The organism is Cellulosimicrobium arenosum (assembly GCF_014837295.1).
GTDB classification, from domain to species: Bacteria; Actinomycetota; Actinomycetes; order Actinomycetales; family Cellulomonadaceae; genus Cellulosimicrobium; species Cellulosimicrobium arenosum.
Genome location: NZ_JACYHB010000012.1, coordinates 84,694 through 105,290, shown reverse-complemented (window position 1 = coordinate 105,290; position 20,597 = coordinate 84,694). Strand labels below are relative to the sequence as shown.

General features: G+C 73.6%; 12 protein-coding genes. 6 read left to right on the top strand and 6 right to left on the bottom strand.

Features of this window, described 5'->3' with window-relative positions:
* Positions 1–8: 8 nt before the first annotated feature.
* A complete protein-coding gene (locus IF651_RS13865) occupies positions 9–824 on the bottom strand; it encodes an electron transfer flavoprotein subunit beta/FixA family protein (RefSeq protein WP_191829715.1) in 816 nt (271 codons plus the stop codon).
* 227 nt (positions 825–1,051) lie between these two features.
* Between IF651_RS13865 and glgX the strand changes: the two genes are divergently transcribed.
* The 3 genes from glgX to IF651_RS13850 all read left to right on the top strand — a co-directional run bounded on the left by glgX (position 1,052) and on the right by IF651_RS13850 (position 6,357).
* On the top strand, positions 1,052–3,307 hold the full coding sequence (glgX, locus tag IF651_RS13860) for a glycogen debranching protein GlgX (protein ID WP_191829759.1): 2,256 nt from the start codon (positions 1,052–1,054) through the stop codon (positions 3,305–3,307).
* 28 nt (positions 3,308–3,335) lie between these two features.
* On the top strand, positions 3,336–5,078 hold the full coding sequence (locus tag IF651_RS13855) for an FAD-binding dehydrogenase (protein WP_191829714.1): 1,743 nt from the start codon (positions 3,336–3,338) through the stop codon (positions 5,076–5,078).
* 112 nt (positions 5,079–5,190) lie between these two features.
* On the top strand, positions 5,191–6,357 hold the full coding sequence (locus tag IF651_RS13850; protein WP_191829713.1) for a hypothetical protein: 1,167 nt from the start codon (positions 5,191–5,193) through the stop codon (positions 6,355–6,357).
* 62 nt (positions 6,358–6,419) lie between these two features.
* On the opposite strand, the gene IF651_RS18270 is transcribed toward IF651_RS13850, so the two are convergent.
* Both IF651_RS18270 and glgP read right to left on the bottom strand, forming a co-directional pair.
* On the bottom strand, positions 6,420–7,235 hold the full coding sequence (locus IF651_RS18270; protein WP_206715340.1) for a DUF559 domain-containing protein: 816 nt from the start codon (positions 7,233–7,235) through the stop codon (positions 6,420–6,422).
* Between the two features lie 485 nt (positions 7,236–7,720).
* Positions 7,721–10,339: an alpha-glucan family phosphorylase gene (glgP, locus tag IF651_RS13840; RefSeq protein WP_191829711.1), complete on the bottom strand. Its 2,619-nt coding sequence runs from the start codon at positions 10,337–10,339 to the stop codon at positions 7,721–7,723.
* Between the two features lie 71 nt (positions 10,340–10,410).
* On the opposite strand from glgP, the gene IF651_RS13835 reads away from it, so the two are divergent.
* Together IF651_RS13835 and treS are read left to right on the top strand one after the other, a co-directional pair.
* Complete coding sequence (locus IF651_RS13835; RefSeq protein ID WP_191829710.1) at positions 10,411–12,594, top strand: alpha-1,4-glucan--maltose-1-phosphate maltosyltransferase; 2,184 nt, start codon at positions 10,411–10,413, stop codon at positions 12,592–12,594.
* Positions 12,591–14,381 (top strand): maltose alpha-D-glucosyltransferase, encoded by a 1,791-nt coding sequence (gene treS / locus IF651_RS13830; RefSeq protein ID WP_191829709.1) that lies wholly within the window; start codon positions 12,591–12,593, stop codon positions 14,379–14,381. Before IF651_RS13835 ends, treS begins: the two co-directional genes overlap by 4 nt.
* Here the strand turns inward: treS and IF651_RS13825 are convergent.
* Positions 14,327–15,349, bottom strand: coding sequence for a squalene cyclase (locus IF651_RS13825; protein ID WP_191829708.1), 1,023 nt, complete (start codon positions 15,347–15,349; stop codon positions 14,327–14,329). The two genes, treS and IF651_RS13825, sit on opposite strands and share 55 nt — an antisense overlap.
* A gap of 115 nt (positions 15,350–15,464) precedes the next feature.
* Here IF651_RS13825 and IF651_RS13820 point away from each other — a divergent pair, with 115 nt between their 5' ends.
* Positions 15,465–16,910 carry an aminoglycoside phosphotransferase gene (locus IF651_RS13820; protein WP_241744452.1) on the top strand — a complete coding sequence of 482 codons (1,446 nt, stop codon included), beginning with the start codon at positions 15,465–15,467 and terminating at the stop codon, positions 16,908–16,910.
* A gap of 22 nt (positions 16,911–16,932) precedes the next feature.
* Here IF651_RS13820 and IF651_RS13815 read toward each other — a convergent pair whose 3' ends face one another.
* Positions 16,933–19,641, bottom strand: a complete 2,709-nt coding sequence (locus IF651_RS13815; RefSeq protein WP_338403966.1) for a glycoside hydrolase family 2 protein — start codon at positions 19,639–19,641, stop codon at positions 16,933–16,935.
* On the bottom strand, positions 19,638–20,498 hold the full coding sequence (locus tag IF651_RS13810; protein ID WP_191829757.1) for a carbohydrate ABC transporter permease: 861 nt from the start codon (positions 20,496–20,498) through the stop codon (positions 19,638–19,640). Before IF651_RS13810 ends, IF651_RS13815 begins: the two co-directional genes overlap by 4 nt.
* Between the last annotated feature and the right edge of the window lie 99 nt (positions 20,499–20,597).

Genomic DNA, 20,597 nt, shown 5'->3' with positions numbered 1-20,597 from the left:
GCGTCCTCTCAGACCAGCTCGTTGCGGATGAGGTACTCGGCGAGCGCACGCCCGCCCTCGCCCTTGTCGACGACGAGCTCGACCTCGGGTCGGGGCGGACGCGGCGAGGCCGCCAGCACCCGTGAGCGGGCTGCCGCGTCGCCGACGTCGCCGGGCGCCACCCCGAGGTCGGCGAGCGACCAGGCCTCGACCGGCTTGGTGCGTGCCGCCATGATGAGCTTGAAGTTCGGGAAACGTGGCTCGTTCGCGTGGTCCGTCACGCTCACGACGGCCGGCAGCGGAGCCTCGAGCACCTCGTCGACGCCGTCCAGCTCGCGCGTGACCCGCGCGGTGCGTGCACCCGGCTCGCCCACGACCTCGACCGCGCCGGCGAGGGTGAGCTGGGGCAGCCCGAGCTCGGCGGACAGGAGGGTCGGCACCACGGAACCGAGACCGTCGAGCGCGGCCATGCCCGTCACGACGAGGTCGACGGGGGCCTCGTCCGCGAGGCGGCGCACGGCAGCGGCGAGCACACGCACGGTGCCGAAGTAGTCGGAGCCGGCGATCGCGTCGTCGCTCACGCGCACCCCGCGGTCCACCCCGAGCTGGTACGTCTTGCGCACGGCCGAGTCGGCCGCCGCTCCCGCGACGGTCACGACGACGACCTCGCTGGCGGCGCGCTCGTCGTCGGGCAGCGACTCGACGAGGCGCAGCGCGGCCTCGACCGCGTTCTCGTCGAGCTCGTTGAGCGTGCCCTCCTCGGGACGGCGGACCACCCGCCCGCCCTCGAACCCGCGGTCGGCGTGGATGTCCGGTACGTACTTGACGGCGACGACGATCCGCATTGAGCTCGCTCCCTGTGCTGGGCCATCCGGTGGGCAGGCGGCCGGGTGTCGTCACCCGTCCGCACACGGAAGCGTACCGGCGCGTGTCCCGGCAGGTCGGCGGCACCCGCCACAATGGACACGTGCACGAGCGACCCGACCCCACGCCGTCCGCCACCCCGACCGGCTCTCCGACCGGCCCCGCGACCGGCTCTGCGACCGGCTCTGCGAGCGCGTGCGAGCAGCACCTGGACCCGACCGACCGGCACGCGGCGGTACCACCGCTGGGCGTCCACCCGTGCGGGGACGGCGTCGACGTCGCGGTGCTCGCGGCGCACGCGACGGCGGTCGAGCTGTGCCTGGTCGACCGGTCCGAGGAGGGCGACCGGTGGACGGAACGGCGTGTGGCGCTGCAAGGACCGGCGTACGGCGTCTGGCGGGGACACGTCCCCGGCGTGCGGCCGGGGCAACGGTACGGGTTCCGCGTCCACGGTCCGTGGGACCCTGACGCCGGGCTGCGGCACAACCCCGCGAAGCTCCTGGTCGACCCGTACGCGCGCGGCCTCGTCGGCGACCTGGTCGACGACCCCGCCGTCCGCGGCCATGCGGGCGACGACCCGTACGGCACCGCGGACGAGCGCGACTCGCTGCCGTTCGTCCCGCACTCGGTGGTCGTCGCGCCGCCCGCCGGCCCGCTCGCGCCGCGGCCGCACGTCCCGTGGCGGGACACGGTCGTCTACGAGGCGCACGTGCGCGGGCTGACAGGTCGGCTCGAGGCCCTGCCGGAGCACCTGCGCGGCACGTATGCAGGCCTCGCGCACCCGGTGACGATCGACCACCTGCGCGCCCTCGGCGTGACGACCCTCGAGCTGCTGCCGATCCACGCGTCCGCTCCGGAGCCGCACCTGCTCGCGAGCGGGCGCACCAACTACTGGGGCTACTCGACCCTGGGGTTCTTCGCCCCGCACGCCGCGTACGCCACCCGTGCGGCGCAGGAGGCGGGTGCCGCAGCGGTGCTCGACGAGGTGCGGGGCGCGGTGCACCTGCTGCACGAGGCGGGGATCGAGGTGCTGCTCGACGTCGTCCACAACCACACCTGCGAGGGCGGCGCGGACGGTCACCACCTGTCGTGGCGCGGGCTGGACAGCCCCGGGTACTACCTGCACGACGGCACGACGCCCGCGCGGCTCGCCGACGTGACGGGGACGGGCAACACGCTCGACTTCCGCCGCCCTGCCGTGGTGCGCGCCGCGCTCGACTCGCTGCGGTACTGGGCCGAGGTCGTCGGGGTCGACGGGTTCCGGTTCGACCTCGCCGTGACGCTCGGCCGCGGGCCGGACGGGTTCGACCCCGACCACCCCTTCCTCGTCGGGCTGCAGACCGACCCCGTGCTGTCGCGGCTCAAGCTCGTGGCCGAGCCGTGGGACGTGGGACCGGGCGGGTGGCGCACCGGCCAGTTCCCCCCACCGTTCGGCGAGTGGAACGACCGGTTCCGGGACGCGGTGCGGCAGTTCTGGCTCGCCGACGCGCGCGAGGCGTCCCACGGCCGCGCCGGTCACGGCGTGCGCGACCTCGCGACACGGCTCGCCGGTTCCGCCGACCTGTTCGGCCACGGCGACCCGCCGCTCGTGCGCGGGCCGGTCGCGTCGGTCAACTACGTCACGGCGCACGACGGGTTCACGCTCGCGGACCTCGTGGCGTACGACCACAAGCACAACCAGGACAACGGTGAGGACAACCGCGACGGCACGAGCGACAACCGCTCGTGGAACCACGGGCTCGAGGGTCCGGTCGCGACGGCGGGCGACGTCGACGGCGCGAGCCCGCTCTCCCCCGGGGTGGAGATCGCGCCCCTGCGCCGTCGCTCGATCCGCAACGTGCTCGCGACCCTCGTGCTCGCGGCGGGGACCCCCATGCTCACCGCGGGCGACGAGATGGGTCGCACCCAGCGCGGCAACAACAACGCGTACGTCCAGGACGCCGAGGCGTTCTGGGTCTCGTGGGACCTGTCGCCGTGGCGCAAGGACCTGCTCGCGACCGCGCGCTACCTGCTCGCCCTGCGCGCCGAGCACCCGGCGCTGCGCCCGGACACGTTCTTCACGGGGCGTCCCGTGCCCGGGTCGGACGTGCCGGGCGTCCCGGACCTCGTCTGGTTCGACGCCGACGGCCAGCTCCTCGACCACGAGTCGTGGCACGACCCCCGGGTCCGCACGCTGCAGATGCTGCGGACGGCGGGCGGACCCGGCGCGCGCGACGTGCTCGTCGTCCTCGCCGGGGCGCTCGACCCGGTGGACGTCACGCTCCCCGGGGTGCGGGCCGTCGCCGGCGACGAGCCCGAGAGCTGGGAGCTGGCCTGGGACTCCGACTGGGAGCACCCGGCCGACCGGGACCGGACGAACGGCGAGGGGAGCGTACGGGCGGGCAGCGTCGTCGGGCTGGAGCCCCTGAGCCTGCAGGTCTACGTCTCCCCCGCCCCGCCGACCGACGGCGTCCGCCACGCGTAGGTCGATCCGCGTGATCTAGTCTTCCCGCATGAGTGACAGCGACGTCGTCTCCCGCACCGTCGGCTCCCCGGACGTGGTCGTCGTGGGGGCTGGCCTCGCGGGCCTGGTCGCCGCGACGGAGCTCACCGCCACGGGGCGACGGGTCGTGCTGCTCGACCAGGAGCCGGCCGCGAGCCTCGGCGGCCAGGCGTGGTGGTCCTTCGGCGGGCTGTTCCTCGTCGGGTCGCCCGAGCAGCGTCGCATGGGCGTCACCGACTCGGCCGAGCTCGCGTTCGACGACTGGCTCGGATCGGCGCAGTTCGCCCCGGGAGCAGACCGCGGCGAGGGTCCGGACCGGCACGGGTACGCGTGGGCGCGGGCGTTCGTCGACTTCGCCGCAGGCGACATGAGGTCGTGGCTGCACGACAAGGGCGTGCGGTGGTTCCCGCTCGTGCAGTGGGCCGAGCGCGGCGGCTACCCCGTCCGCTCGGGCGCCGACGGCGGGGCCCCGGGTGCGCACGGCAACTCCGTCCCGCGCTTCCACGTCACGTGGGGCACCGGCCCCGGCGTGCTCGAGCCGTTCGTGCGCGCCGCTCTCGACGCGCGCGCCGCCGGCCTCCTCGACGTCCGGTTCCGGCACCGCGTCACGTCCCTCGTCGAGACCGACGGCGCGGTCACGGGCGTGCGCGCCGAGGTCCTCGCCCCGTCCGACGCCGAGCGCGGCGCGCCGTCGTCCCGGGACGTCGTCGGGCAGGTCGAGATCGCGGCGGCCGCGGTCGTCGTGACGTCCGGGGGGATCGGGGCGAACCACGAGCTCGTCCGGTCGCGGTGGCCACGGACCGCCGGGACGCTGCCGGCGCGGATGCTCTCCGGCGTGCCGGACTCCACGGACGGGCTGATGATCGGCGTCGCCGCCGACGCGGGCGCGGCGCTCGTGCACGAGGACCGCATGTGGCACTACCCCGAGGGGATCGCCAACCACTCACCGGTGTGGACCGACCACGGCATCCGCATCCTGCCCGGCCCGAGCTCCCTGTGGCTCGACGCCGACGGCAACCGGCTCCCCGCGCCCCTGTTCCCCGGCTTCGACGCGCTCGGGGCGCTCCAGCACATCACCGAGCGCGGCGACGACCACTCCTGGTTCGTGCTCAACAAGGCGATCATGGAGAGCGAGTTCGCGCTGTCGGGGTCCGAGCAGAACCCTGACCTCACCGGCAAGGACGTGCGGCTGCTGGCGCAGCGGGTGCTGCCGGGCGCCGTGGGCCCGGTCGCTCGGTTCGCCGAGCAGTCGCCCGAGTTCGTGTGGGCGGACACGCCCGAAGAGCTGGCGGGGCGGATGAACGCGCTGGTCGCGGCGACGCCGGGCTCGCAGGGTCACGTCGACGCGCACGTCCTGGCCCGGCTGGTCCACCTGCGCGACGAGCAGGTGCGCACCGGGCTCGGCAAGGACCCGCAGGTCGTCGCGACCGCGATGGCGCGCCGCTACCGCGTCGACCGCCTCATCCGGGTCTCTCCCCCGCGCCCGCTCACGACACCGAAGGACGGCCCGCTGCTCGCGGTGCGCCTCTCGGTGCTCACCCGCAAGACGCTGGGCGGGCTCTGGACCGACGCGTCGGCGCGCGTCCTGCGCGAGGACGGTTCCGTGCTGCCCGGGCTGTGGGCCGCGGGCGAGGCGGCCGGCTTCGGCGGCGGCGGCGTGCACGGGCACCGCGCGCTGGAGGGCACGTTCCTCGGCGGGTGCCTGTTCTCCGGCCGCGTCGCGGGCCGAGCGCTCGCGGCGGAGCTCTCCTGAACCCGCCCGGCTCCTGCGGCACTCCGGTGAGCCGAGGTAGTACCGCAGTGGACCGAGGTAGTACCGCAGTGGGCCGAGGTAGTACCCCGGCCGGCCGGTAGGGTCACCGGTCATGACCGTGCCCGACGACGCGTCCCCGCCAGCGCGCGACCTCACCGTGCCCGTGGGCCCCGCGCTCGACGTCGCCGGGTGCGAACGTGAGTTCCGGCGCAACGGGCTGCCGCTCCTGGTGGAGGGCCACTCGCTCGACCGCGACGTGTTCGGCCGCTCGGCGCCGTTCCTGCTGGTCGTCCTGCTCGCCGAGCTCACCGGCGCAGTGCGGTCCGGCTGGCCCGCGTGGGCGAACGTGCTCGCGCTGCTCGGCGGCGCCGGGATCGTCGCCGCCGCGTACGCCGGCCTCAACGTGCTCCGCGGCCGGCGGTGGTCGACGCTGCCGCAGTCCGTCGGGCTGCCCGAGCTCGCGTTCTTCGTCCTCGTGCCCGCGCTCCTGCCGCTCGTGTTCGGGGGGCAGTGGGCGGACGCGCTGCTCACGGTCGTCGGGAACCTCGTGCTGCTGGGAGCGGTGCGCGTGGTCGTCGGGTACGGGATCCTGTCGTCGCTCTGGTGGGGGCTCGCGCGGGTGGTCGACGAGCTGGGCGCGTCGCTCCTGCGGCTCGTGCGGCTCCTCCCGTTGCTGCTCGTGTTCTCGCTCGTGCTGTTCTACAACGCCGAGGTGTGGCAGGTCTTCGACCGGACGCACGGCGTCGCGGACGTCGTGCTGGGCGCGTTCTTCGCGCTGCTCGTCGTCGTCTTCGTGGCGCTGCGCGTCCCCGGCGAGGCGCGCGAGGCCCTCGCGGCGACCGCCACCGCGCTGCCCGAGCACGAGCGCGCCACCCGCTTCACCCGGCCGCAGCGCGCGAACCTCGCCGCGATGATCGCGACGAGCCAGCTGCTCCAGGTGCTCGTCGTGAGCCTCGGGATGGGGCTGTTCTTCATGGCGCTCGGGACGCTCACCGTGACGCCGGAGGTCATGGCGCTGTGGGACGTCGACGGCGGCACGTGGGAGCGCACCATCTCGCTCGCGGGCGGTGGCGTCGTCGGCGGCGCGGACCTCGTCGTCACGCAGACGCTGCTGCGCGTGTCCGTGGCGATCGCGACGTTCACCGGTCTCTACTACGCCATCTCCGTCCAGGTGGACGCCGTCTACCGCGAGGAGTTCGTCGACGGGATCCAGGCCCAGCTCGCCGACGTCGTCCGGACCCGCTCCCGCTACCTCGACCTCCTCGCCCAGCCGGGGTAGTACCGCCGTGGGCCGAGGTAGTGCCACCGTGGACCGAGGTACTACCTCGGCGGACAGGCGTGCTACCTCGGCGGACGGCGCTGCATCGACACCTCGATGCGCACCTCTGCCAGCCGCTGACCGACGGCGACGGGGTCGCCGAGCTCGTCCCAGGTGAAGCGGACCACCGTCCATCCCGCCGCGACCAGCGCGCGCTCTCTGGCGCGCTCGTCGTACCGCACCTGCGCGGGGTCGCCGTCCCCGCCGCCGGAGTACTTCACCGCGCCGTCGAACTCGATCGCGATGCGCAGCTCCGGCCACGCCAGGTCGACGACGTACGCACCGAGCGGCGTCGGGACCGCGATCTGCGGCTCGGGGGTCGGGATCCCGCCCAAGGTCGCGGCGAGCCGGACCAGCGTCTCGCCCGGCGACTCCGAGCGCGCGTCCGCGAGCTCCAGGGCACGCCGGGCCCGCACCACTCCCCGCTTGCCCGCGGACTCGAGCAGGATCTGGTCGATGATCCGTCGGTCGGCGCCCATGCGCAGCGCGGAGTCGACGACGACGAGACTGCGTTCCGGCGGCAACGACCGCGCGCAGTCGACGACGGTCCGCTCCAGGCCCGTCACCGGGACGTCGCCGACACGGGCGCGGTCACGGTCCGGCAGGTCGGTCCAGTGCCGCCGCAGCGCCGGCTGACGTACGCGCTCGACGCGCGGGTTCACGAGCTGCGTCACGTGGACGAACGGCGGCAGGTGCCGGGTCCAGCACCCCCAGATCAGCGCGGCGGTGTCGTGGCTCACCCAGAACGGTGCGGTGGTCGTGTCCACGACGCCGCGGACCTCGGCGAGCAGGAGCTCTTCGCGAACCCGCACGTCGACGTCCTGCGACTCGAGGTACACGCCGCGACGGACCCTCGTCAGCGAGCCTTCGCGCGCACGTTCAGCGAGCTCACCGCGCCGTTCAGGAGCGTACGGGACCGCGCTCGGGACCCGACGCGGACCGCGGTTGTCGGCGGTGAGGCGCCCGCGCGGCCGGGAACCGGACGCGCCCCGCCGCGAACGGGTCGTCCGGCCCGACGTCGGACGGGCCGCGGGTCCGTCCGGTGGGTCGGTCGGGGGCTCGTGGGGAGAGTCGGTATCCGTCATGCCAGCAGGGTGGCGCGACCGACGAGGGCGTAGGACGTCGCTGCGCACGCTTGTGGACGACGGCCTGCCTGTGGTCGAGCCCGGCTCCCGCCACGGCGCCGCACTCGCGTCGTCGGGCCAAGCACGCGCCGTCGGGCACGACGGCGCGCGAGGTAGTACGCCGGCACCGGACCGGCGTACTACCTCGGCGCACCGCGGTACTACCTCGACCCGCAGCGGTACTACCTCGGCGAGAGGTGTCAGGCGTTGGCGACCAGGCCCAGCTCCGCGGGGCTCGGCAGGCCGGCGTGTCGCGGCACGATGCGGACCGTGTAGCCGAACGGGCCCGACGCCTCGAGCGCGACCTCGCCCGCGAACGCGTAGCGACCCGCCTCGAACGTCTCGGCGAGCGCCAGGGGGCGCGTCGTGTACGCGTCGATGACGTCCTCCTCGGTGACGTGGCCGTGCACCACCTGCACCTCGACGTCGCCGGGCTGCAGCTCACCGAGCGAGACGTACGCGCGGACGGTGAGCAGGTCCCCGACCTGGGGAACCTCCCCCACACCGCTCGAGTCGACGTGGTCGACCCGCACCCGGTCCCACCCGTCGCGCACCGACCGCTTCCAGTGCGCGAGCTCGCGCGCCGGCTCCAGCCCGTCGCCCGCGAGCGCACGGCCCGCGACGGCGGCGGGGGCGTAGAGGCGCGTGACGTACTCGCCGACCATCCGCGTCGCCTGCACCTTGGGCCCGAGCGTCGCGAGCGTGTGCCGGACCATCTCGAGCCAGCGACCGGGGGCACCGTCGGCGTCACGGCCGTAGAAGCGCGGCGCGACCTCCTGCTCGACGAGGTCGTACAGCGCGGCCGCCTCGAGGTCGTCGCGGCGGTCCGGGTCCTCGACCCCGTCCGCGGTCGGGATGGCCCAGCCGTTCTCGCCGTCGAACCACTCGTCCCACCACCCGTCCAGGATGGACAGGTTGAGCCCGCCGTTGAGCGCGGACTTCATGCCCGAGGTCCCCGACGCCTCCAGGGGGCGCAGCGGGTTGTTGAGCCACACGTCGCAGCCCGGGTACAGCGCCTGCGCCATCGCGATGTCGTAGTTGGGCAGGAACACGATCCGGTGGCGCACCTCCGGGTCGTCCGTGAACCGCACGAGCTGCTGGATGAGGCGCTTGCCCTGGTCGTCCGCCGGGTGCGACTTGCCGGCGACCACGAGCTGCACGGGCCGCTCGGGGTGCAGCAGGAGCGCCTTGAGCCGGTCCGGGTCGCGCAGCATGAGGGTGAGCCGCTTGTAGGTGGGGACCCGACGCGCGAACCCGATGGTCAGGACGTCGGGCGAGAGGATGTCGTCGATCCAGCCGGTCTCGGCCGGGCTCGCCCCGCGCTCGCGCCAGGACCGGTGGACGCGGCGTCGGGCCTCGTCGACGAGCCGGCCGCGCATCTCGCGCCGGATCGCCCACAGCTCGCCGTCGCTCACCGCGGGGCCGTCGCCGGCGCCCTCGCGCCCCGTGCGGAGCCAGCCCGACGACGCGTCGTCGGCCGTCAGCTCGTCGAGCCCGAGCCGCTCGGCCGCGAGCGCGGCGAACGCCGGGTCGACCCACGTGGGCGAGTGCACGCCGTTGGTCACGGACGTGATGGGGACCTCGCGGGCGTCGAACCCGGGCCACAGCCCCTCGAACATGCCGCGCGACACCTGGCCGTGCAGGAGCGAGACCCCGTTGGCGCGTCCGCCGAGCCGCAGGCCCATGACGGCCATGTTGAACACGGTGGGGTCGCCGCCGTCGTAGTCCTCGGCGCCCATCGCCAGGATCCGGTCGACGGGGAGCCCGTCCACCGCCATGTCGCCGCCGAAGTACTGTCCGATCAGGTCGCGACCGAACCGGTCGATCCCGGCGGGCACGGGCGTGTGCGTGGTGAAGACGGTCGCGGCGCGCACGGCCTCGAGCGCCTCGTCGAAGGTCAGTCCCTGCGTCACGAGCTCACGGATGCGCTCGACCCCGAGGAAGCCCGCGTGGCCCTCGTTCATGTGGTAGACCTCGGGCACGGGCGCCCCCGTCACCCGCGACCACAGCCGCAGCGCGCGCACACCGCCGACGCCGAGCAGCAGCTCCTGCTGCAGGCGGTGCTCACCGCCGCCCCCGTAGAGCCGGTCGGTCACCTTCCGGGCGGCCTCGTCGTTCCCCGGCACGTCGGTGTCCAGGAGCAGCAGCGGCACGCGGCCGACGGCCGCGGCCCACACGTGCGCGTGCAGGACGCGCCCGCCGGGCAGGTCGAGCGAGACGCGGGCGGGGGTGCCGTCGTCGTCGCGCAGCAGGGTGAGGGGCAGCCCGTCCGGGTCGAGCAGCGGGTACGTCTCGACCTGCCAGCCGTCGCGCGTGAGGGACTGCTTGAAGTACCCGGCGCCGTACAGCAGCCCGACCCCGACGATCGGCACGCCCAGGTCGCTCGCACTCTTCAGGTGGTCCCCGGCCAGGATGCCGAGGCCACCGGAGTACTGCGGGAGCACGGACGTGATGCCGAACTCGGGCGAGAAGTACGCGATCGCGCTCGGCAGCGCGTCGGCGGTGCCGACGCCCGACGACGCCCGGCGCTGGTACCACAGGTCGTCCTGCAGGTAGTGGTGCAGGTCCGTCACGGCCACGCGCACGCGCTCGACGAACGCGCCGTCGGCGGCGAGCACGCCGAGGCGCTCGGGGCCCAGCGCGCCGAGCAGCGCGACGGGGTCCCCGTGGACCTCGGCCCACAGGTCGGGGTCGATACCGGCGAAGATCTCGCGCGAGGGGGCGTGCCACGACCAGCGCAGGTTGTGGGCCAGCTCGTCGAGGTCGCGCAGCTCGGCAGGAAGCAGGGTGCGGACGGTGAACCGTCGGATCGCTCTCACGGGGACGAGCGTACGCACCTCGGCCGACGTCGGGCGACAGGTCGTGTTCCGGGCCTGTAACGCTCTGATGAATGTTGAGGAGCAGGGCGTCCCGCGTGCCACGCACCCCTCTCCCTGGATACGTTGTGGGGGTGACGTCGACCCGAGCGGCCCGAGCGCCGCTGTCCTCCTCCGTCCCGGACCCCGTGCGCCCCGTCCCCGTCGTACCCGCACCCGCACCCGCACCGCCCGCGCCGATCGGACGCATCCCGGTGCTGGACGTGTCCCCGGTCGTCGAGGGCGGCCGGTGGCCGGCCAAGGCCGTCGTCGGGGAGATGGTCCCGGTCGAGGCGACGGTCTTCCGCGAGGGCCACGACGCGGTCGCCGCGACCGCGGTCCTCGTCGCCCCGGACGGCACGGAGCACACGGCGCCGATGGTCGACGTCGCCCCCGGCCTCGACCGGTTCCGCGCGGCGCTCCACCCCGACGTCGAGGGCGAGTGGTCGCTGCGCGTCGAGGCGTGGGGCGACCCGTACGCCACGTGGGCGCACGACGCGACGATCAAGGTCGAGGCGGGCGTCGACGTCGACCTCATGCTGGCCGAGGGCGTCCGGCTCTTCGAGCGCGTCCTCGGCGACGCGTCGGTGCCGGCCCGCCGGCCCGACGACGCCCGGACCCTCGCCGACGCCGCGACGGCCCTCGCCGACCCGGGTCGCCCGGCACTGGTCCGCCTCGCCGCGGCGACGTCCCCCGAGGTGCGCGACGCCCTGGACCGCGCTCCGCTGCGCGAGCACGTCAGCGCGTCGGCCACCTACCCGCTGCGGGTCGAGCGCACGCTCGCGCTCGCGGGCTCGTGGTACGCGATGTTCCCGCGGTCCGAGGGTGCGCGGCAGCTCAAGGACGGGCGGTGGCGCTCGGGCACGTTCACGAGCGCGGCCCGTCGCCTGCCGGCGATCGCGGCGATGGGCTTCGACGTCGTCTACCTCACGCCCGTCCACCCGATCGGGACGACCCACCGCAAGGGCCGCAACAACTCGCTCACCGCGCTCCCCGGCGACCCGGGCAGCCCGTACGCGATCGGCTCGACGGACGGTGGTCACGACGCGTTCCACCCGGAGCTGGGCAGCGAGCGCACGTTCAAGGCGTTCGTCAAGGAGGCCCGGCGCAACGGGCTCGAGGTCGCGCTCGACCTCGCTCTGCAGTGCTCGCCCGACCACCCCTGGGTCGCCGAGCACCCCGAGTGGTTCACGACGCGCGTCGACGGGTCGATCGCGTACGCGGAGAACCCGCCGAAGAAGTACCAGGACATCTACCCGCTGAACTTCGACGACGACCCGCAGGGCATCTATGCCGAGGTCCTGCGGGTCGTGCGCGTGTGGATCGCGCGGGGCGTGACCGCGTTCCGCGTGGACAACCCGCACACCAAGCCGCTCGAGTTCTGGGAGTGGCTGCTCGCCGAGGTGCGGCGGACGAACCCCGAGGTGGTCTTCCTGTCGGAGGCGTTCACCAAGCCCGCGATGATGCACACGCTGGCGCGTATCGGGTTCCACCAGTCGTACACGTACTTCACCTGGCGCAACACGCGCGAGGAGCTCGCGGAGTACCTGGAGGAGGTCTCCGGACCCGGCGGCGCGTACATGCGGCCGAGCTTCTGGCCGACGACGCACGACATCCTGCCGCCCTACCTGCAGCACGGCGGGGTGGCGGGGTTCGCGATCCGGGCGGTGCTCGCCGCCCTCGGCTCCCCGACGTGGGGCATCTACTCGGGGTACGAGCTCGTGGAGAACGTGCCACGGCCCGGCGTGGAGGAGCAGATCGACAACGAGAAGTACGAGTACAAGCCGCGCGACTGGGCGGCCGCCGAGGAGATCGGGATCTCGACGCTGCTCACCCGGCTCAACGAGATCCGCCGCGACCACCCTGCGCTGCGTCAGCTGCGCAACCTCACCGTGCACCCCACGACGAACGACCAGGTGCTCGCGTTCTCGCGCCACCTGCCGGCCGAGCACTCCCCGACCGGGCTGGCGGACACGGTCGTCGTCGTCGTGAACCTCGACCCGCACTCGGCGCAGGAGTCGAACGTCGAGCTCGACCTCGTGGCGCTGGGGCTCCCCGCCCCGCAGCCGGACGACGACCCGTGGGCGCCGACGTTCGTCGCGCACGACGAGCTGTCCGGCACGAGCTACGGCTGGGGCTCGAACGTCTACGTGCGGCTCGAGCCGTGGGGCCAGGTCGCGCACGTCGTCCACGTCGTGCACGAGAAGGAGGCGCCATGAGCACGCCCCGTCCCGCCCCGGGACCCGCGCACGGGCATCCCCCGACCGCCCCCGTGCCGGTCGCGGCCCTTCCCCCGCGCCGCCAGCCCGTCCCCCCGGCCGACTCGCGTCCCGGGCTGTCCGACGACCCGGACTGGTACCGCACCGCGGTGTTCTACGAGGTGCTCGTGCGCGCGTTCTCCGACTCGGACGGCACCGGCACGGGCGACCTGCGCGGGCTCATCGACCGCCTCGACTACCTGCAGTGGCTCGGCATCGACGCGTTGTGGCTGCCCCCGTTCTTCCCGTCACCGCTGCGGGACGGCGGGTACGACGTCGCGGACTTCACCGCGATCGCCTCGCAGTACGGCACGACGGCGGACTTCGGCGAGCTCGTCGCCGAGGCGCACGCGCGCGGCATCCGGGTCGTCGTCGACCTCGTCATGAACCACACGTCGGACCAGCACCCGTGGTTCCAGGCGTCGCGCGCGGACCCCGAGGGCCCCTACGGCGACTTCTACGTGTGGAGCGACGACAACACGCGGTACGAGGACGCGCGCATCATCTTCGTCGACACCGAGACGTCGAACTGGACCTTCGACCCGGTGCGGCGCCAGTACTTCTGGCACCGGTTCTTCTCCCACCAGCCGGACCTCAACTTCGAGAACCCGCGCGTCGCCGAGACGATGCTCGACGTCGCACGGTTCTGGCTGCGGATGGGTGTCGACGGGTTCCGGCTCGACGCCGTGCCGTACCTCTTCGAGGAGGAGGGCACGAACTGCGAGAACCTGCCGCGCACGCACGACTTCCTGCGCAGCGTCCGGCGGATGGTCGACGACGAGTTCCCGGGCCGGATCCTGCTCGCGGAGGCGAACCAGTGGCCGCGCGACGTCGTGGACTACTTCGGCACCGCGGAGGAGCCGGAGTGCCACATGTGCTTCCACTTCCCCGTGATGCCGCGCATCTACTACGCGATCCGTGACCAGCGCGCCAACCAGATCCGCGAGATCCTCGCCGACACGCCCGACATCCCCGCGGGCGCCCAGTGGAGCACGTTCCTGCGCAACCACGACGAGCTCACGCTCGAGATGGTCTCCACCGAGGAGCGCGCGTCGATGTACGGGTGGTACGCCCACGACCCGCGCATGCGGGCGAACGTGGGGATCCGGCGTCGGCTCGCGACCCTGCTCGACAACTCGCGCAAGGAGGTCGAGCTCGCCCACGCGCTCCTGCTGTCCCTGCCAGGGAGCCCGTGCCTGTACTACGGCGACGAGATCGGGATGGGCGACAACATCTGGCTGCCCGACCGCGACGCGGTGCGCACCCCCATGCAGTGGACGCCCGACCGCAACGCGGGCTTCTCGACCGCCGACCCCGGCAAGCTCTACCTGCCGCTCATCCAGTCGCTCGTGCACAACTACGGGCACGTCAACGTCGAGTCGCAGCTCGAGCAGCCGACGTCCCTCCTGCACTGGGTGCACGGCATGCTCAAGGTCCGCCGTGGGCACCCGGCGTTCGGCACCGGGGACTTCGTCGCCCTCGACTGCGACAACGACTCGATCCTCGCCTACCTGCGCCGCACCGCGGACGAGACGATCCTGTGCGTGGCCAACCTGTCCGCGACCGCGCGCTCGGCCACGATCACGGTCCCGGGGTACGCGGGTTCGCACCTGAACGACATGTTCGGCGGCGCGCCGTTCCCGTCGGTGTCGACCGCCGGCGAGGTCGCGGTCACGTGCGGCTCGCGCGACTTCTACTGGCTCGTCGTGGACGACGCGTCCCACCACGCGAGCACGCGCAGCGCGTAGAAGGTCAGCCACGGCGAAGGCTCCCCGGTGGGGACGTCCACCTCGAACCAGACCCGGCCGGGGTGGCGACGCTCCTGGACCCAGGTGCCGTCGGGCTGCCGCGCCGCGCGGACCACCTCGACCGCCTCGCCGGCACGAGGGTCCGGTGGCGTGCCGTCGCGCGCGCCGGCGCGGCGCAGGTGGTCCGTCGCGTTAAGCACGCTGAAGGTCCACCGGAAGGGGTAGGCGAACCGGGTCGCCCAGGGCGCGACCTGCTCCCCCGTGGAGAGCCGGCGCAGGAGCCCGCGCCGCAGCAGGTACTCCTCGCCGCTGTGTCGCAGCTCCCGCAGCCGCTGCAGCTCACCGGCGCCCGCTCCCGTGATCTCCTCGTACGCCAGCAGCCCCTTGACCACGTTGAGCGTCGAGTGGAACGACGAGCGGGTGGAACCCTCGACCCACTCGCAGTTCCACCCGCCGTCCGGCAGCCGGTGCTCGGCGAACCAGCCGACGAGGCCGTTGACGTCCGCGCCGAGCCACGCACCGTTCGCGAGCGTGAACGCGTTGATGCAGCAGTCGACCTCGCCGCCCCAGTACGGGAGGTCGTCGTACTCCCACCGGCTGTTGCGGTCGATGAGCTCGGCGGTGCGCCCCTCGCGCAGCACGCCCGGGTCCATGCCCCACTCGCGCAGGGAATTGAGCACCCAGGTCGTCGCGGTCCACGGCTGCCCGGCGCCCGCGGCGGCCTCCGGACCGTCGAAGTCGAAGCCCGCGGGGAAGAACGCCCCGCCGGCCCACTGCCCGTCCGGGTCCTGGAGCGCGAGGAGCCGCGCTCCGAAGCCCTCGGTCGCGATGCGCGCCCGCGTCGCCTCCCAGACCGCGGGTGGCGCGTGCTGGAGGTCACGCTCGACCTGCCACCGCAGCGTCGGGTCCGAGTCGAGCAGCCAGCCGAGCAGCCGGTCGGCCGGGTCGCTCGCCGCGTCGTCAACCATGGATCGACGATAGCCACGGCGTCCCACACGGCAAACCGCTGCCGGACGTGATGGCATGGGGTCGATGACACGCGACCTTGCGATCCGACGGACGGCACCGCCATCGCGCGGTCTCATGAGGCTGCTCGACGCGTGGCTGCCCGCGCGCCGCTGGTACCCCGTCAAGGGCGTCGAGGTGAGGCACGAGCCGTGGCTGTCCTACGCGCTCGACGTGCCGGCGCCGCAGGACGTGGGGCTGCCCGATGACGCCTGGACCGACGTGCGGGTCACGCTGCACCTGGTCCGGCTCGTCGGGGACGGCGTCGACCTCGTCGTGCAGGTACCCCTCGTCCTCGTCGCCGCCCCGGCCGTCCCGGCGGCCGAGCACCGGCCCGCCGTCCCGCTCGGGGAGCTCGAGGAGGACGGGCAGACGTGGGTCGTGCACGACGGCGCCGCGCACCCCGCGTGCTGGGCGGCGCTCCTCACGGTGGCGCAGTGGGAGGACGGGCTCGTGCCCGACCGCACGGGCGAGGACGGTTCGAAGACGTCCCGGAACGCGCCGGACCTCGATCTCACCGGTGGGCGTGCCCTGTCCCTGGAGCAGTCCAACAGCTCGATCCTCCTGCCGGCGACCGCCGGGGGGACCATGCTCAAGGTGCTCCGCGCGATCGCGATCGGCCCCAACCCCGACGTCACGATCCCGCGCGGTCTCGCCGCCGAGGGCTGGGGCGGCGTGCCGCGGCCGCTCGCGTGGCTCGAGGTCGGGTGGGAGCCCGACGACGTGGCCCTCCCGGGGTCCGCGACGGGCCGCGCCGCGCAGGCCGACGAGGCGCCCCGCACCGCGCACCTGGCGATCCTGGCCGAGTTCGTCGAGGGTGCGCGCGACGGGTTCGACCTCGCGTGCGCCTACGCCGGTCAGGGCGAGCCCTTCACCGACCTCGGCGCCGAGCTGGGCCGCGTCCTCGCCGACCTGCACGCGGCGCTGCGCCGTGCGTTCGGCGTGGGTGCCCCGGTCGACGCGACGTGGCTCGTGGCCGACCTGCGACGACGCTCCGACGAGGCGGTGGCGTCGTCGCGTGCCCTCGCACGTCGCGCCGACGCGATCGGAGCCTTCTGGGACCGTACCGGGTCCCGCCTCGCCGAGGTCGCGGACGTGCCCGACGCGCTGCCCCGGCTCCAGGCGGTGCACGGCGACCTCCACCTCGGTCAGGTGCTGCACGCGCGCCGGTTCGGGTGGAAGGTGCTCGACTTCGAGGGCGAACCGCTGCGACCTGTCGCCGAGCGCACCCGGCCCGACCTGGCGCTGCGCGACGTCGCCGGGATCGTGCGCTCGTTCGACTACGCGGCCGCCGTGGGGCAGGCGCACGACCCCGCGTGGGCGCTGCACGCGCGCGCGGCGTTCCTCGACGCCTACGAGCGCGCCGACTCCGCGGGGACCGACCACGAGACGTCGGCGACGCTCGTGCGCGCCCTCACGCTCGACAAGGCGCTCTACGAGGTCGTCTACGAGTCGCGCAACCGGCCCGACTGGGAGCCCATCCCCCTCGACGCCGTCGACCGACTGCTCGCGGCCGACGGCTGACGGCCGACCGCGAGCAGGAGGGTCACCGCTCCCGGCGCCTCGCCCGGCCCGTGACGAGCTGGTTGGTCGACCGCAGCACGCGGGGGCCGACGAGCGCCGATGCGTCGGCCTCCGCGAGCGCCGTCGCCGGACCGGTCACGTGGAACGTGACCGCCTCTCCCGGCAGCAGCGTGACGAGCATGTCGTCGACCCGCAGGTCGGGGTGCACCTTGTCGACGAGCATGGTGACGTCGCGCACGAGGTTCTCGGCGGTGACGCGCACGGCCCACCCCCCGGCCTCTCGCGACGCCTCGGTCACGAGGCGCGGCGCCGCGAGCTCCGAGTCCCGCGGCTCGGCGAAGAACCAGAGGGCGCGCACCCCGTCGAGGGACACGACGAGCAGCTCGCCGGCGAGGTCGTCGGCCGCCGCGACGTCGGAGGGGATCTCGAGCGTCGCGCTGCCTCGCGCGGCGACACCGACCGGGAGGGTCGTCGCGGCGAGCCCGGTCCCGTCGAACGAGAGACGGCGCACCTCGACGTCCCCGGTCCACCGCTCGTCCGTGTCGTTCCCGACGACGACGACGAGGCGGTCCGCGGGTGCGCCCTGGGGTGGCCCGCCGTCCGCGGACCGTGGCTGGACCGTGACGAGGCGGTCGGCGTGCGCGTGAGCGAGCGCGTGGAGGAGCGGTTTCGGCCGCCCGTCGCCGTCGACGGCGGACCAGGACGTCACGGGCCAGCAGTCGTTGAGCTGCCAGACGACGGATCCCATGCTCCGGGGAGCCCACGACCGCAGGTGCTCGACGGCGGTCCGGACGGCGACCGCCTGGTTCCAGGACATGGCCCAGTGCCAGTCGCCCATGTCGTCGGGCAGCGGTACGTGGCGCACCAGACCGTCGGTGAGCTTGTCGTTCCCCTCCGCGGCCTTCTGGTGCACGAGCATGCCGGGCGACTCCGGGGTCAACGGCTCGTCCCGGACCGACCGCGTGAGCGTCGACCACGTCGGGGGGCCCTGCCACCCGAACTCCGCCATGAAGCGCGGGACGTCGTCGCGATACCGCGACCAGTCCTGCCGGTTCCACAGCTCCCACGAGTGCATCGAGCCGTGGTCCCGATCGTTCGCGGGGATGTCGAGGCTCCCCGACCACGGGCTCGACGGCGTGTAGGGGCGCGTCCCGTCCAGCTCCTCCACGACCGCGGGCAGCAGCTCGGTGTAGTAGCCGAGCCCCCAGGACTTGCCCTCGAGGCGGAGCTGCCAGCCCCACTCGTCGAAGCCCCAGATGTTCTCGTTGCTGCCGTTCCACAGCACGAGGCTCGGGTGCGCCACGAGCCGTGTCACGTTGTCGCGGGCCTCGGCCTCGATCTCGGAGCGCAGCGGCTCGTCCTCGGAGTACGCCGCGCACGCGAACGCGAAGTCCTGCCAGGTGAGGATCCCCCGCTCGTCGCACAGCTCGAAGAAGTCGTCCGCCTCGTAGATGCCCCCGCCCCACACGCGCAGGAGGTTCATACCGGCCTGTTCCGCCTGGTCGAGACGCGCCGCGTAGCGCGCCCGCGTGACGCGGTGCACGAACACGTCGTCCGGGATCCAGTTGGCGCCCTTGACCCACACCGGGCGCCCGTTGACGACGACGGTGAACGACGTCCCGTGCTCGTCGGGCGACATGTCGAGCCGCGCCTCACGGAACCCCGTCCGCCCGGTCCACTCGTCGGTCCACGCCGCCGGCCCGGTCCCGGCCACGCCGTCGACCGGCTGCGCCGGGCCCACCGACACCCGGACGTCGTAGAGCGGCTGGTCCCCGTAGCCGCGCGGCCACCACAGCGAAGCGTCCGGCACGTCCACGTGCACGACGGCGGAGCTCGACCCCGCGGCGAGCCCGACCTCGGCGCGGTGCTCGACCGGACGTGATCCGTCGCCGAGCGGTGACCGCAGGACCACCTCGACGGCGAGCGCGCCGTCGGCGCCCGCTGCCCGCTCGACGTCCACGTGGACGTCGAGCCGACCCGGCGCGCGGGTGGGCCCAGGACCTGCCTCGCCGTCAGGGCCGGGGTGAGCGGGCAGCGAGACGCTCGCGAGCGGCCGCACCGACGCGAGGCGTGCACCGGTCCACGACTCGAGGCGCACGGCGCGCCAGATCCCGACGGAGGGAGCGTCGATCCCCCAGTCCCACCCGAAGCTGCACGCGGACTTGCGCATCGCGTTGAACGGGTGCTTGTTGACCTGGGGTCGGTAACCGAGCGCGAGCGACTCGCGGTCCGCGTGGCGGACGGGAGAGGCGAACCGCACGACGAGCTCGTTGTCGCCCTCGACCAGGAGGTCCGCCACCGAGAACCGATAGGTGCGGTGCTGGTTGCGGGTACGGGCGACCTCGACGTCGTTGAGCAGGACGGTGGCCACGGTGTCGAGCCCGTCGAACACCAGGTCGTGACGGTCCAGCCCGGGCGCGTCCCGCGACGACCAGGAGAACCTGGTCCGGTACTCCCAGTCGCACCGGCCGATCCACGCGACGAGGTTCTCGTTGTCGTCGAGGTAGGGGTCCGGGATCAGGCCGGCCGCGAGGAGGTCGGTGTGGATCGATCCCGGGACGCCGGCCGGGACTGCGACGCCGTCGCACCCGTGCCCGACGGGACCGCGCAGGGCGCACGCCGTCCAGCCGTCGTGGAGCTCGCGCCGGAGGATCGCCGCCGCGACGGTCGCGGTCGCCGCGCCTGCGACACCCGGTGCGGACGGAGAGGTCGACGTCGTCGTGCTGGTCACTTGGTGGCTCCTGAGACTAGTCCGTTGTAGATGTAGCGCTGCAGCAGCAGGAACGCGACCAGCGTCGGGATGATGACGAGCACCGCCCCGGCCGAGATCACCTCCCACTGGGCCCCGAACGGGCCCTTGAAGCGGAACAGCGACGTCGAGATGACGCCGAGGTCGCGGCTCGGCATGTAGAGCCACGGCAGGTAGAACTCGTTGTAGATGGCGATGCCCTTGATGATCACGACCGTGGCGATCGCCGGCCTGAGCAGCGGGAAGACGATCCGGGCGTAGATCGTGAGGCGGTTCGCGCCGTCGAGCATCGCCGCCTCGTCGAGGGACCGCGGGATCGACCGCATGAACTGCAGGAAGATGTAGATGGAGATGATGTCGGTCCCCATGAACAGGACGATCGCGGCCCATCGCGTGTTGAACAGACCGAGACCGCTGACGATCTGGAAGGTCGCGACCTGGGTCGTGACGGCAGGGACGAGCGTCGCCAGCAGGAAGGCGCCGACGACGAGGCCGCGTCCGCGGAAGTCGAACCGATCGATCGCGTAGGCGGTCATCGTGCCGATGAGGATCGTCCCCGCGAGCGCCACGACGAGGATGATGGTCGTGTTGAGGAAGCCTTGCAGCATCCCGCCCCTGGTGAACGCGGTGACGAAGTTGTCGAGGTTGGTCCAGCTCTCGGGCGCGTCGAGGGGCCCCGTCTCGCGGAACTCGTCCTGCGTCTTGAACGACGCGAGGAACACGGTGACGAGGGGGAGGATCGCGACCACGCAGGCCGCGACGAGGGACGCGTACTTGAGCGCCTTGCCGAGCGGGCCGAGGAGCGGGCCCGCACCTCGGGTGAGCGCGGCGGCGGACATCCGGACCCGGTCGGTCCCGGTGACGCGTGGCGCGGGTCCACGGTCCGCCGCGGCGGAGGAGGCGCCGTCCGTGCTGGGCACCGGTCGCGCTGCCGACGC

Coding starts and splice junctions, on each gene's coding strand:
- IF651_RS13825 (WP_191829708.1), bottom strand. CDS start 15,349: ATGGTTGACGACGCGGCGAGCGACCCGGCCGACCGGCTGCTCGGCTGG.
- IF651_RS13855 (WP_191829714.1), top strand. CDS start 3,336: ATGAGTGACAGCGACGTCGTCTCCCGCACCGTCGGCTCCCCGGACGTG.
- IF651_RS13810 (WP_191829757.1), bottom strand. CDS start 20,498: ATGTCCGCCGCCGCGCTCACCCGAGGTGCGGGCCCGCTCCTCGGCCCG.
- IF651_RS13820 (WP_241744452.1), top strand. CDS start 15,465: ATGAGGCTGCTCGACGCGTGGCTGCCCGCGCGCCGCTGGTACCCCGTC.
- treS (WP_191829709.1), top strand. CDS start 12,591: ATGAGCACGCCCCGTCCCGCCCCGGGACCCGCGCACGGGCATCCCCCG.
- IF651_RS13850 (WP_191829713.1), top strand. CDS start 5,191: ATGACCGTGCCCGACGACGCGTCCCCGCCAGCGCGCGACCTCACCGTG.
- IF651_RS13865 (WP_191829715.1), bottom strand. CDS start 824: ATGCGGATCGTCGTCGCCGTCAAGTACGTACCGGACATCCACGCCGAC.
- IF651_RS13835 (WP_191829710.1), top strand. CDS start 10,411: ATGTTGAGGAGCAGGGCGTCCCGCGTGCCACGCACCCCTCTCCCTGGA.